General features: G+C 58.5%; 12 protein-coding genes. 1 reads left to right on the top strand and 11 read right to left on the bottom strand.

Annotation, left to right across the window (positions count from 1 at the left end; genetic code table 11):
- Window positions 1-40 precede the first annotated feature (40 nt).
- The gene (locus NH14_RS30985; protein WP_035534236.1) at window positions 41-886 is read left to right on the top strand and encodes a hypothetical protein; all 846 of its coding nucleotides are present in this window, start codon (window positions 41-43) and stop codon (window positions 884-886) included.
- Between the two features lie 82 nt (window positions 887-968).
- Here the strand turns inward: NH14_RS30985 and NH14_RS30980 are convergent, their stop codons facing one another.
- The 11 genes from NH14_RS30980 to NH14_RS30930 all read right to left on the bottom strand — a co-directional run.
- Window positions 969-2,897 (bottom strand): acyltransferase family protein, encoded by a 1,929-nt coding sequence (locus NH14_RS30980; protein WP_035534235.1) that lies wholly within the window; start codon window positions 2,895-2,897, stop codon window positions 969-971.
- A gap of 328 nt (window positions 2,898-3,225) precedes the next feature.
- Complete coding sequence (gene pilV, locus NH14_RS30975) at window positions 3,226-4,737, bottom strand: shufflon system plasmid conjugative transfer pilus tip adhesin PilV (RefSeq protein ID WP_152617344.1); 1,512 nt, start codon at window positions 4,735-4,737, stop codon at window positions 3,226-3,228.
- Entirely contained in the window at window positions 4,734-5,630 is an 897-nt protein-coding gene (locus NH14_RS30970) for an ATPase, T2SS/T4P/T4SS family (RefSeq protein ID WP_152617343.1), read from the bottom strand. The genes pilV and NH14_RS30970 overlap by 4 nt, the downstream gene beginning before the upstream one ends.
- Window positions 5,631-5,700: 70 nt before the next feature.
- A complete protein-coding gene (locus NH14_RS30965; RefSeq protein WP_052148572.1) occupies window positions 5,701-6,258 on the bottom strand; it encodes a type 4 pilus major pilin in 558 nt (185 codons plus the stop codon).
- 84 nt (window positions 6,259-6,342) lie between these two features.
- A complete protein-coding gene (locus tag NH14_RS30960) occupies window positions 6,343-7,413 on the bottom strand; it encodes a type II secretion system F family protein (protein ID WP_035534233.1) in 1,071 nt (356 codons plus the stop codon).
- A gap of 8 nt (window positions 7,414-7,421) precedes the next feature.
- Window positions 7,422-8,966, bottom strand: a complete 1,545-nt coding sequence (locus NH14_RS30955) for a GspE/PulE family protein (protein WP_052148571.1) — start codon at window positions 8,964-8,966, stop codon at window positions 7,422-7,424.
- A gap of 11 nt (window positions 8,967-8,977) precedes the next feature.
- Window positions 8,978-9,652: a type IV pilus biogenesis protein PilP gene (gene pilP / locus NH14_RS30950; protein WP_168727178.1), complete on the bottom strand. Its 675-nt coding sequence runs from the start codon at window positions 9,650-9,652 to the stop codon at window positions 8,978-8,980.
- Window positions 9,573-10,952 carry a type 4b pilus protein PilO2 gene (gene pilO2 / locus NH14_RS30945; RefSeq protein WP_161790897.1) on the bottom strand — a complete coding sequence of 460 codons (1,380 nt, stop codon included), beginning with the start codon at window positions 10,950-10,952 and terminating at the stop codon, window positions 9,573-9,575. Before pilO2 ends, pilP begins: the two co-directional genes overlap by 80 nt.
- A 5-nt stretch (window positions 10,953-10,957) precedes the next feature.
- The gene (pilN, locus tag NH14_RS30940; protein WP_237179825.1) at window positions 10,958-12,604 is read right to left on the bottom strand and encodes a PilN family type IVB pilus formation outer membrane protein; all 1,647 of its coding nucleotides are present in this window, start codon (window positions 12,602-12,604) and stop codon (window positions 10,958-10,960) included.
- 51 nt (window positions 12,605-12,655) lie between these two features.
- On the bottom strand, window positions 12,656-13,135 hold the full coding sequence (locus NH14_RS30935; RefSeq protein WP_084225986.1) for a toxin co-regulated pilus biosynthesis Q family protein: 480 nt from the start codon (window positions 13,133-13,135) through the stop codon (window positions 12,656-12,658).
- Between the two features lie 203 nt (window positions 13,136-13,338).
- A partial coding sequence (locus tag NH14_RS30930; protein WP_168727177.1) for a replication initiation protein occupies window positions 13,339-13,660 on the bottom strand: 322 nt, incomplete at its 5' end.

Below are 13,660 nucleotides of genomic sequence, written 5' to 3'. Positions count from 1 at the left end.
AGCATAATGATTTATTTAAATTACTTTACGGAGTTATGGCATGTACAAGAACGCACTGAAAGCTATCCCTGCCCTCGTCGCCGCGCTCATCCTTGCCGCCTGTGGCGGCGGCGGTGGCGGCGACTCGTCCACTGCGAGCGCGACCCAACCGTCCGATCCCACAACCGTGCTCCCGTATCAAGTGCAAGGAACGGCTCCGGTTGTAACAGGCGTCGCTGGCAAGCTCGCCGTGCTGTTCACGCCGGCCACGCTCGGCGCGAACGGTCTAGCCCAAGGCGGCACCATGTACAGCACGTCCGACGCCCCGCTCTCTTCGTTCGCAACGTATGCCCAAACAGGAGGCTATACGACCATCGCCAGCTCGGACACGGCCTCCGTAACACTGAACAAGCCCGGTGTCATCGCTGATGTGAACGGCTACGGTGGTTTCGTCTCGATCGGCCGCTGGACCAAATCGAGCGATACGAGCGGCGGCACCTACAACGTGAACCAGGGCGCTCCCTACGCAATCGGCAATCCGCTGACGCTCACGGCAGGCACGGGCACGCTGAACTGCACCCGGTACTTCAACACCGCCCCGACCGCAGTGAACGGTAACGTCGGACAAGGCACGCTCAACTCGGCGACCGCGACGCTCGACCTGTCGACGCTGACCCTCTCCAATCTGGCGTTCAACGTCAGCATCGGTTCGGATCAATCCTACGCGTTCACGGGCGCGACTGCGTCGCTCAACGGAATGTCTTCGGGGAACGGCGCTACGTTCATCACACGCGTCATGGGTTCCGACGTGAACGCACCCCTCGTCGCCGTCGCATTCGGCACGAATGCACCGACCAGCGGCGGCATTAACGGGCTCGTCATCCTGTCCTGCACGAAACCCGTCTGATCACCCCAACGCAACTGCCGAACCGAGCCCCGCCGAATGCGGGGCTTTTTATTGCTGGTTGTATCCCGATTCGACCGAACTGCTAGTTCTTTGCGGGACCAATCCCCTGCCACGCTTCCTTGATTGCGCCCGAAAGAGACGGAGCAAGCATTGCGACTCCGTCCTGCGTCAGATGGTCCGTGTCCTTGTACAGACCATGACCGCCTTTTACTGTGAAGCACTCACTGTGATCGCACAGAGTGTCGAACGGATCGACCGTCGCAACGTTCCCAACCTGCTCAGCAATACGCGCAATCTGGTTGCCGTGTTCAACGATGTCTGCCTCACCCGACCGGGGAATGCTCATCTGCGGTAACTCGTGTCCGGCTGCGAACTGCCACCTCGCCCACTGCCGCGGAAGATCACCGCGAGGATTTGGTATCGACTTCACGAGCACCATTTTGCCGCCACGGGCAGCGAGCGCAGTAGCGATGTCCTTCAATACGCCACCCTCATAGTTTGGTTCATACCGTTGCCAGTCGCCAGCGACAACGACGAGCCTGATCGACGGCGTGCGCATGAAATAGTCGAACGCGAAATTCGCGTATCGCTCACAACCGGGAAACACTTCTGCACCCGATCCCGGAAACACCTTACCCCTGAATGGTGGACACCCGCCCAGCGTCGCTACGACACCTGGCACGTGCATCTCAGCCGACGTCTGATCAACGATTGGTTGAACCATGTTCGCGAAGGAATCGCCCCACAGCATCATCACTGGCTGATTGCCCGATGGCATGCCGCCCAGCCCGCAGAAGTCGCCCGGTGTGTGCTTCGTCCCGTCTACGTCTCTCATGCATTCGTAGCTACGCGGCGCCTCACTCTTCATTGCATCCGACGCCGCACGAAGGTAGGTAGGCAGTCGCACCTGAAGCCCGTCCGTTTTCTGCAAGAGAGTGGTAAATCCGAAACCAGAAGCTATGCTGAGCACGAAAAGCAAAACGATCGAGCCGTTGCGCAGCCGTTGACGGCCCGGTTGCTCGACGGCCACATACGACGCCCAGCCAGCTGCCACCGATCCTGCAATCAGGATCGCTGTCTGTCCCGGAGACGGATCACTGCCAACGCGTTCGCGGAAACCAAGCAGAATCGGCCAGTGCCAGAGATAAATCGAGTAGGAAACGGTGCCGAGGAACTGTAGTGGACGACACGACAGCAGGCGCGCGACAAAGCCTTCACCGGCATAGATAATCAGCGCCGTTCCCGCGACTGGGAGAATCGCCCGCCATCCCGGATATGGATCATCGCCATGCAGACCAAAGACCGCAAACATCAGCAGCGCTGCGCCGGCCAACGATAAGATGTTTGCCCCCAGCCGCTTCGGCCGCACAGCGACCAAAGCAGCCACAGATCCCGCCATGAACTCCCATGCGCGCCCCCATAGCAGATAGAACGAACTCGCCTGGTGTGCAGGCGTATGCATAACGCACCAGACCAGCGACGCCAGAGCAACGACGGAGAAGGCAATCCAGCCACCCACTTTGCGACGCGATCCCGAGCGCGGCCAGAACAGCGCACACGTCGCAGCAAACACGAGATAAAACTGAGATTCGACAGCAAGCGACCAGGTGTGCAGGAAAATGTTTGCCCGCGCGTCAGGCGCGAAATAACCGCCCGTGTCGCCGAGGAAGGCATAGTTCGAGCGGAAGAGCAGAGACGCCGTGCCATTGCGCACGAGCCTGATGAAGTCGTCCGGCAAATAGTAGCGCGACGCCCACACGCCGGACACGATAACCGTGACGAGTAGTGCGGGCAAGATCCGGCGCAGCCGATTCAGGAGGAACTGTACCGCCGAAAATTCGCCCACCTGTAACCGCCTATGCGCGATCGAGGTAAGCAAGAATCCCGAGATGACAAAGAACACGTCGACGCCGACGTATCCACCGCCAAAAAAACGGACCCCATAGTGAAAAAAGACGACCGCTATGACCGCAATCGCCCGCAGGCCGTTGATATCTCTTCTGAATTCCATTCGCGTTAGCACGCCGGTCAGCTCGCGCTGAGCGGATCATCCTCGTAGTGACGCAGTCGCGACAAGCCAACCCAGCCCATCGTCCGCTGGCAAAAACCCGACATTTTATCTGTTTCGGCACCAGGACCTGGAAGTGCGGGCGACGACGGTTTGCACTGCGCCCACACTTAACAGTGCCACGTCGGCCACGCACAGTCCCTTTGACGCTTTCATCCTCTCCGTCCCTGATAAAAAAAGCCGCGCTAGGCGCGGCTTGAAGGATTCTGGCATTCATCCGAGGGCCAGCCAGAACCTGAGAGACTTTGCTACTGACGCACTGCCTACGCCGCTAACTCTTTATGCAGGTGAAATGCCACAACGCGCTCGCTGCAAACACCGTCCCATAGTAGAAGCCAGCCGGACACACACCGTTCTGCCAGAAAGCGACACCCATGCACGGCACTTCGGTACTGGCCGGGTTATTAGGCTGATTGTTATTGCCGTTAATCGTGACACCGCCGCACGTCGTCCCCGAAGGCACAGCCGATGCCGACTGCCATCGCCCCCCGTTGCAGAACAGCGAACCGTTGCCGTCGCGACCGACAAGACCGTTAGTGTCGCAGGCCGCACCCGCTGACGCCCACCCCGGTTGCAGGTATTCGTCCACGAACATGCGACCCGTCGTTTCGAGCTGGCCATTGCCGCCACCGCCACCAACGATCACGCGATTCCCACCGAAGGGATTCAGGTAGAGGTTGTATCCGGCTGAAAGATACATCGTGTTCGGGTTGTAGACCGACGCGCCGTTCGTCCCCAGGGTGACACTACCGTAGGTAGTGATTGACCCATTTACCTGCTGGTTTCCGTTGATCTGCTGGCTGTTGAGAATTGTCGAGTTCCCATTGATCTGCTGACTGCCGTTCACCTGCTGGAAATTGCCCACGACCTGATTGCCGTCGACCTGATCGCTTCCACTGGCGTGCCGATTGCCCCACACCATCTGATCGCCGACTTCTGTTTGCGCTCCGGTAGTCATCGGCGCCCACGCGCTGCCGGCGACGTTCTGCACGTTCACCATCCCATTTGAACGGACATACAGATTCCCGTTGTTGTCAAGCAGCTGGGAACTGTTCAACGACACGGTTGCATTACCGCCCGCGGCGCTGGTGACGGCCACGCCAGAGGCCGCGACAAGCGAGGCGTTCGCGATGTTGTTCTGATTCATGTCCAGCGTGGTGGACATCTGATTGAGTTCGGGATGGCCGCTAACCTGATGCCGATACAGATAGTCGTTCGCCTGGGCTGCGTTCGCGAAAAATGCCGCTGCCGCAAGGTGTCCAGCCGTCGATCCACCTACGTTGGCAACCGGCATCGACCAACCCGCAGCCGCGTTCTGGACCACGCCCGGAGCCGCGTTCGATACGTATCCGCCCGCGCCCCCGAGCATTTTGGATATCCGGGTCAGGCTACCGTCCGGGATCGTTGCGCCGCCCGTCGTGAGCACCATCATGTCCAGCTGACCGCTTGGCTCCTTGTACACCCCCATTCTGTACGTCTGACCGTAAATGTTGGTCGCCGAGACGGCATTCGAAACCGAGCCCGACCATACGCCATAAGCGTATGTCGCTGTCGGGTTTGCAGCCGCAGCAACGGTCGCAGTGTTTGCATTGAGCCAGCTCTGCGCGCCTTGCAGGACCAGCGCCAGATTGTCGGCGGCGGCACGATCGTTCTTGAAATCAGCATCGTATTTGACCCATCCACCGATTCCGACGAGCGCCAGACCAACCAGCGCCGAGACGACTGCGGCTTCGATGGATATCACGCCTCGCTGCCGGCGCGTCGTATGTCGCTTGAGAATCATTTTTTCGCCGCCGTGGTCCACGCAGCCGCATTCGACTGCTGATCTAATTCCTGTTGCAATGCTGCGAACTTGCCCTCGCGGATCTTGCTCTGAACGCTGCTGTTCCCCTTCACTCGCAGCATCCTCGTCTGCGGGCGCTTCTTGTGTAGTCCTTCAATAACAACGGTATCAAGCGTTTGCCAAACGACCAATGCGACGCCATCTGCGAGAAGCTGAGCCGCGTTGCGCTCGTGTGTAGACGCAAGCGCATGAATTCGCTCCAGTCCTTCAACCGGCGAGCCGCCGTGCCCCGTCGACATCACGAGATGACCATCGATCCCAGCTCGGCAGGCCTCGGAGGCCGTGATACCGTCCCGAATCTCGCCGAGGAAGATCGACTCCGCACCACTTCGCATCCCGCGTCGCATCTGCTCGGGATACCCGCCCTTCTGCGGATCAGCCCAAACCTGCAACACATACCCCTTCCCTTGCGGCCCCTCGAGCTTCATCTCGGGCGGGTCTTCAACGGCCAGACCCAGCCCGCCATATACCTTGATGCGCTCCACAAAAACCGAGGCCGCAGTGCTCGTCTTGCCAACTGCTCGCTCGCCACACACCAGCACAAGCCCACGCAGGTTTTCCTGAAGCAACGCGCCAAGCACCTTATCGCCAATTCTCAGCTCGCTCGCTGGACGCGGCTCGTGGGTCTGACGCAGCGTAAAGACCGTGTCGTTGATGCTCTCCAGCGCAGTGACCCGGTACGAAACCTCGCCGAACATCAAATAAAACTCCGGGTTTCGCTTCGCGCGGTAGACGTGCTCGCACTTCGCACGAGCGGTGGCGATGTCGGCCAGCAGATAGTCCGGCGCAAGCTGGAGCGCCGGATTGCCATCCAAACCCGAAATCTGACTCATCGCTTCCCCTACGATGTAGAGGTCGACAAAACGGGTTGAATTTAAACGTTCCACTTCCTCGCCCCAGGAGTTAGTACGTGCTCGTGAGAGTGACTGAGTTGGTGGCCGAGTTGCACGCGGTCTGCGCTTGCGCTGCCGACATCGGACCTGAATAGGAGGTACCCGAGTTCACCACCGTGGTCGCATACTGCCCCCCCTGCGTTGCGCCGGCAACGATCTTCAGACAGTTCTTTTGGGGAATTGACGGGTCCGCGATGGTGAAGCCCTGCCCTGTGCTCGTCAGCGTGTACGTACCACCGAACTGGTTCGAAATGGCATTGCCATTCACCGCAATGTTCGACGGCAGCTTGCCACCCGCGACGACGACCGCCGACAGATCCGTACCCGCAGCACCGTACCCCACCGTCGTCTTCGTATCCTTGATGGCCGTGTAGATCGCGGTGATGTTCGACAGCTCTGCCGTGTTGTCATTCGACAGGAACGACACCGCTACGCGGCCCGCGACACCCAGCAGAATCAGTGCGACGATGCCGAGCACGATGATCATTTCGATCGACAGAACGCCTGCCTGACGCGCCAGACGGGCACCGCTCTTCAAAGCGTTTTTCTCAAGTTGCGTGGTCTTCATGGTTGAAAAGTTCCTACGTTGGAATTTGATTTAAATATATCACTATACCGAGATAGCAGACAACAAAAGTCTGCATTGCACTACCTAGTTCAACAGGCCGTTACTGAGCGCGTTGACGCCCTGGACGATAGCCATGATGAGCAAGCCGCCCATCAAGATCGCAATCTGCTTGAAGATCGCGGATGCTGCTGCCAGCCTGTCCACGCTTTCTTCGAGCCAGTCCTCGCCGAACTCTTTGAGCTGCGCCTCGCCGCCCTCCATGCTTCCGATCACACTCACATAAGCGATGGCGTCGCGACTGGGGAACTCGAAGCCGCTTTCACGCAGCGCCGGCCCAAGGTCCAGACCGTTCTTTACACCGAGCAAGGCACCCTCCAGCCGTTCCGCCATATAGGAATTTGCCCGCTCCAGCATCATCTCCAGAATTTCCTTCTTCGGCACATTCGCTTCCAGCAAGACACCTACGTTGTAGATGAAGATCGCGCCTTGCACGATCCGGTACATACCCCACGGAGGAATCATGTCCAGATAGAACCGGAACTTTCCAGTAAGTCGCGACATGCTAAAACCGATCCCGATCGCCGCGGCGATCATCACGGAAAGCATCACTCCACCGTCGTTTGCGACAAGTGAGGAAAGCCACGACAGCAGCTGGATACTCGCATCCATATGTTCCGGCTTGACGTTCACCAGAAGACGCGGCAGAACGTTCGTAGCGATGACATAGAATGCGACGCCAACGCTCAACATCAGGAAGGCCGGATAAGTGACCGCCCCGACCAGCGCTTTGCGCATCATCCCTTTGCGTTTGATAACTTCAGCTCCGCGCATGAGTGCGTCAGCCACCTTCCCGCCACGATCGCCGGTCGCAATGGTCGAATGTTCATCAAACGGCACCCACTGCTGCAGAACGACAGATAGAGCTCGACCGTTATCGACTCCCGCAATGCAATCCTGAAGCACGATCGCCTCGATACGGTCCGGCTTTTTCCCGTAGTCGCTATAAACCTCATAGGAGGTTACAAGTGCGCGCCGCAACGGCACGTTGTTGCGCAGAAGCGTGGCGAGGCTCTTGTATAGCTTCAACCGCTGCTTGGCGCCGAACCACAGCCCGTACCATGCCTGGTCAATTGATTCCTTCGATATCGAGAACATACAGACTCCTACGCGATGATGAGACTGTCTTCGTCAAGACCGCACACGGCCTCCTCACCCATGAACGGGTCAACCAGTCCCTCGTTGATCTTTTGAATGAGGTGTTGGCACTTCGTCATACCATCCATCTCGCGAACCCAGTACGAGCGCGCTGCCGACGAACCACCGTCGTCGCGGCGGTAGACGCTCAACAGATGCTGATTCGTCAGCACCGCTTCGGCCACCACCGTCCGGTCCACGATGCCCAATCCACCGCACGTGGTACAGCTCGCATCCTTACCCGCGATGAAAACGCCGGCCTGAACGCAAAAACGTTTGACCCGCTCCCGCAGATCCTCGGGAACCTCACTCTGGAATTTCGAGAACGGTCGCTTGCAATCCGGACACAGGACTGGAGCCAGTGACTGATTCACTACGCCAGTGAACAGACTCGCGTCCGTCAAACGCCGGATCGGCACGGCCAGATCGGCGAGGCGGTCGAAAGTCGCAAACGCGTCCTTCGCGTGTGTCGTTGTCCACATGCCGTGCCCGGTCATCGCGGCTTGAATCGCGGCCAGCGTAGAAGCGAGATCACGCAGCTCACCGACCATCAGGTAATCCGGGTCAAGACGCATGAGGTTTGCGATGGAACGCGCCCACTCCCGCGCCACCTGTTCGTCGTCGTCCAGATCACAAAGCAGCGGTGTCTGGACCGCTCCCTCGATCACGTATTCCAGCGGTTGCTCGACGGTCATCAGGTTGATCCGACCATCGTGCAAGTTCAGAAGCATCGACAACACAACCTGAAGTGCGGTTGATTTGCCTGAGCCGGTGACACCCGAAAAAATGTTCACGCCTTTTCGGCGGATCATCTGGTTAATCGCCGCAATCTGCCGTGCGTTGTAACCTAGTTCCTTCAGCGAGCGTCGCCTTTTGCTGCTGCCATAGAGAAGTCTCAGCTCGAAGAGATTGCCGTACTCCATCGGGCGTGTGGAAATACGTGCTCCATTCAGACCGGCGCTCTTGATCGTTTCCCGCGAAAGACGCGCATCCTGCGAGAGCCGGTCGTTGTAGTTACCATCGCCAACGTCGCACATGGAGCCGTACATACAGCGACAGAGAACCTGCCCTTCTTCCGCGTCGATCTCCCTATGAACGAAAAGCAGACCGTGAATGCGCAGCTTGATGATCGACTTCGCCTGATAGTTGAGAATGTGAATGTCGGTTGCATCCAGCTTCACAGCCTCTTTGATCAGGTTGATCGCCTTAATCTGGACATCGCTGATGTTTTCGGCACGGCGTGCGGCCGTTTTCGCGCCGGGTCCATCCAGCGCAGCACGCACTTCCTCCACTGGCACGAGACGCACTGTGAATCGGATGTCGTATCGTTCGAGCAGCTTCTGATACGCAAGCACCGCGTGATCCGATTTGTACGACTCCCAAACCAGTAACGTAAAGTCGGACAGAAGCGCCACCTTCCCCTTCGCGGCGTCCGGCACTGGGTACTTGTCAGACCGTAGCAGCACCGGCTTATCGGCCGCGCTGATGACGTGCTGCTGATCGCTCATGTCCATGACGTTTCCCCCTAGTGCGCGCCGGAATTGCCCGAGCCCGCGAGCGTCGGTGTGATATGAGGCACATTCGCCGGCATGGGCGGCTGCGGCTGCGGCGCACCCGCCATTGACGGATTCGGCGGCGGCAACACGATAAGTCCGTTCGATGCTGCGGGCTGCGGCGTCGTGCTCGGCGTCGCTGACAAGCCAGACAGTGAGGACACCGGCACGTCGAACACGTGCCCGTTCCGCGCCTTGAGCTGCACGACCGACGTATCCGGGTGGATTTTAAAAAGAACATATCCACCGGGAACGCGATCGCCCTCGCGGGCGTCGATCTTCCCGTTCGCGTAGGAAAGCGTCGCTTCGCTCACCCCGTTTGCCTCAACAATTCGAGTGAGTTGCGGCAAGTTCGAATCGGTCTGTGCGGCGGGGCCACCAGACTGACCTTCGCCGCTGTACTTTCGCAGATCGGCATATACCTGCTCTTTCGCGAGCTTCGCTTTGCCGAGCAGCGTGTCCGATTGGATCGAAGCCAAATCTCCGACCGTGGCGACCGCAGGCACGGTTTGCGCGCACGCTTCCGTCGCGATCAAGCTGCACACCACGATCGCGAGAAACAGATGATTATTTTTTCGCATAGATATTTCCTTCAACATGCCAAGTGAGCGTTGCGTCTTCGGCGTTGAGCTTTGTTGTGACAGCATCAATGCGAAGCCCCGGAATCCCGATGAGCGACACGGTCCCATCCCTGCCCACCGAGAAATGCGACACAGGTTGCGCAGGACCATCGAATGAGAAATGAAACTGCCGCCACGGTGCTATCGGCGCTTCCATTGGCGGCTGGCCAGCTGGAACCTTCGGCGGCTCGATCTTCACCGGACGCTCTTCCAGAGTCGGCGTCATGCCGATTTGCTGGAAGTGCGTCATGAAAATGCTCATGTCATCGTCGGGCGTCGCGACCACATCATCGCCACCTACAGGAGCAGACAGGCCGAGCGTAATCGTTGCCTCGTCGCCGCCATTGAAAACTGCCGGAACTCCAAACAGTTCTGGCGCGGCGAGACGCATGTCTTCAACCGTTCCGCCGTCGCGTGAGAAGTGAACGACGATTGCGCTACCGCTGCAATCTGCACTGCTGAAGGTCCATCCCTTTACACTGAGAGGGAGCGCGTTTGTCGTCTTCGCACACGCGTTGATGAAGTCAACGGCGTTGGGTTGAACTGCCCAGGGATGCGCCAGCGCCGCTTCCTCCAACTTTCGGCGCGCGGTTGCATTCAGCTGGTCCAGGCGAAGCTTCTCAGCCGCACGCTGGATTGCCAACTGCCGCTCTTTGGCCTCCTGCTCACGGGCATCCCACACCATATAACTACCGATCGCGCCAACAACAGCGAGAACCCCGACACCGACCGTCACAAGCTGACGCGTCGACATACCGAACGTCAGCTGCTTGAGCCGATTATCTTTCCTGATGGATTTCGCCGACAACACCTGATAGATGTCGCGATCCTGCGAGGCAAACTCCAGCTCAGGCGGCGCAAATATCGATTCTGCGTCGAACGAGTACGTGTTATGCGCATTCGTCAACATCTGCCTGGCTTCTTCTGCCGTTGTGCAGAGACGGTCCACGCCCGGACAGATGAGCATCTCGTGGACGGCCACCACAGCATATCGGCCATCCTTCAACCGGAAGGCGCCGAGCCACGAATCGCCAAGTACACTCGCCAGCGACGCGGCCAGACTGAACATTCCTTTCAGATTGCGCGAGCCACTATCGACAAATCCAGCCTGAATCCGCGTGCCGCGCCGGATCGCTACGATGTCCCATCCGTTCTGCTTGCCGAACGCCTTGGCTTCCGCCATGTAGCTGCGCGCGTTGTTAAGAGGTTGCCAGAACAGATTCGAGACAAAGCCGTGCCCGTTGATATCGACGTGTTGCAGATCCTGACGAACCGGAGCATCGTCGCGAACCTGCGTTTTAGACCGGTTACGGGAAGCTTTAAACACGATGGTTACTCCGCAGCCAGTACCGGCGTAATCAACACGACGAGCATCGTGTGCGAGCGCGTGACATTTACCCCGCCCCCAAGGAGAAAGAACTTGTCATTGCCAGCGCCATCGCGAGTGGAATTCTGGTCGTCGTAGTCCTGACCAGCCAGCATCACCGTATCGCCCGCATGAACCTTGATCGTGTTCGAGGTGTTCAGCGGCAGGAGGATGTCGGGCAGTTCGATGGTCGATCCACCGCTGGACACCGTGCGAGGCTGACCCTTCTGGCTCGACAGGTTGATGTTCATGCGCAGCAGAATGTCGTTGTTGTCCAGAACATTCGGCAGCATCGAGATGTTGAAGCCAGTGTTGATCGTTCCCGGTTGAAGCGTCGTGGTCGATCCGACCTGCGCTGTCTGCGTCTGCGATGAACTCGCGAGGTAGCTGGCCTGTTCGCCGGTCTGCGTAGCGACTGAGTTCAGGTTCATGGTCGGCAGTTGCGTGCTACGCAACAGCCGCGCCTTGCCCTGCTCGTTCAACGCGCTGATGATCGCCGACGTACCGCCCCAAGGTGAACCCGATGTGTTGAGAATCGAGAACGTCCCGTTGATTGCCGCCGCAGGAGCCGAGAAAGTGCTTGCCAGATTGATGCCGTACTTTCCCGTCAGCGTCTTATAGAGCGCGTTCCAGCTGATACCTGCTGCGTCCGTGTTCGTGACGGTCACAGAAAGCACCTGGACGTTGAAGGTAACGAACTTGTCGAAAACCTTGTTCTTTTCGTCCACGTAATGCGCAACAGCATCGAGCACTGACGGCGTGCCACGAACGGTAACGCCGCCCGTGGACGGCGAGATGCTGACGCGGTTAACCGGCCCCGGCGCGATTGCATTGAGGTCGTTCTGGATGTCGCTCCACAGCGAAGTCTTCAGCGACACTACGGTAGTCTGCAACGTGTTCGAGGAGCCGCTGCCGCTCCCGCTACTGCCGCCCCCGCTTGTCACACCCGTACCGGAACCCGAGACGCCATTCACCTGCGTCGTACCACTCTGAAACTCGGACTTCATGTCGGTGTCCGTAGCAATCAGGTGGATATTGAACATGCGCGTATCGACGCCGTATATAACGACGGCGCGACCGTTGTTCTCTGGCTTCCACGCGATGCCCTCGCGTACCGTGACCATGTCGAGCAGCCCGTTAAGGTCGCCGCTGTAGTTCACGTCGATCTTGTGATCGCCGGACAACGCGACGCTTCCCGGTGACTGCACACCCGGCATATTCAGAGCCGGGACCGGCAAGCCATTCACTACCGAGGGAGCAGCCTTCGTCTCGCCATTGCTCAGGTCACGGTTGTAGATCGCCGCCAAAGCGTCCGGTGTGACCCGGACCGGAATCTTGCACTTCTTGGTAATGACCTGACTGAACTCGAGAATCGAAACCGGTTCGTCAGTAACGATCTTCAGGCTGCAATTCAGTTGCGGCACGTCAGCCACGCGCGTGTCAGTGATCGGCGTAAGTGACACCCACTGCTTGTCGAGATATCGAACGGTCTGATCCGCCTGGCTCGGGTTATTGAGGGGACGCTTCAATGCTTCGCCGATCCTCGATCCGTCCGCGTCCGCGCCGTGCTCGATGTCACTGGCATGCTCGAAGGTCTGGCAACCGGACAGCATCAAAGCTACCGCAGCCATACACATTAAATAAAATGATTTTCGCATCATGATTTAACTGTATTTGAGATGTACGTACAGGAGCCGTTGCGACTGATTGATTTCGAGCGCCAACGGTTTCTTGGCATGCTCATACAGTCTGATGCAATCGCCTACCGCCTGATCGATCGGGCCTTGGAAATGGAGCGGCGCGACGATCGGATAGTTGACCGATTTGTCCACGCCATCGGGCGCGTCCCACACCAACGTCCAGCTGGCCTGATTCGCCCACTTCTGGATGGAATCCCTGAGCGTGGACCCTGCCGGCGCCGTCCACACCGGGACAATGCCCGCGTCGGGCACCGGCTGCACTGCGCCTGTAGAAGCAACTGGCGCGGCAATCGCCGGGGCGCTCACAACTGCCGGGGGAACCGCAACGATCGGGCTTGCCGGCATGCCCGTCGTTTGTGTGGCAGTCGATCCGTCGTCAACGAGCACCATTCCGGCCATCGCTACGGAGGGGACCAACAGCGCAGGTAACAATAGTCTTTTCATCGCTGTCCCTTCGAAACCCGATGCACTTCTGACGTCAGAAGGCACCGCCCTAGTGAGCCCGATAGCATCAAACCGCTATCAGGATATATTTATATCATTCTGATGCAGAAAAAGCACAGCGTCAAATCATTTTTCGCGCCACCGATCGCACGCGGGTATCCCCCGCTCCCTCACAAACCGGCCGATTTCCAACGTCAGAATCCCTACACGTCGAGACGCCCTTGCGGGTTCTCAACAAACTCGAAACGGAGCGAATACACAGCTCTCCCACGCTTGACCGGTTGCCACTGGATGACCAGATCGGCCTTCTCGTTCAACTCGTCGACCGCCATATCAATCACTCGTCGCTTGATATCCGCAAACCGATACGTCTCCGGGATTTCAAGCGTCTCCCGAAGATCATCGACCGTGATCAATAACGTCCCACGATCCTTTTCTCGCATGAGCAGTTCGAGCAGGCGCCACGAGTAGATCGACTGAAGGCCCTGCGCAAACTTCAGTTCATACGAAACGAAGCGCCTCTGG

This window comes from Paraburkholderia sacchari, assembly GCF_000785435.2.
GTDB classification, from domain to species: Bacteria; Pseudomonadota; Gammaproteobacteria; order Burkholderiales; family Burkholderiaceae; genus Paraburkholderia; species Paraburkholderia sacchari.
This window is presented reverse-complemented; position numbering and strand designations above follow the sequence as displayed.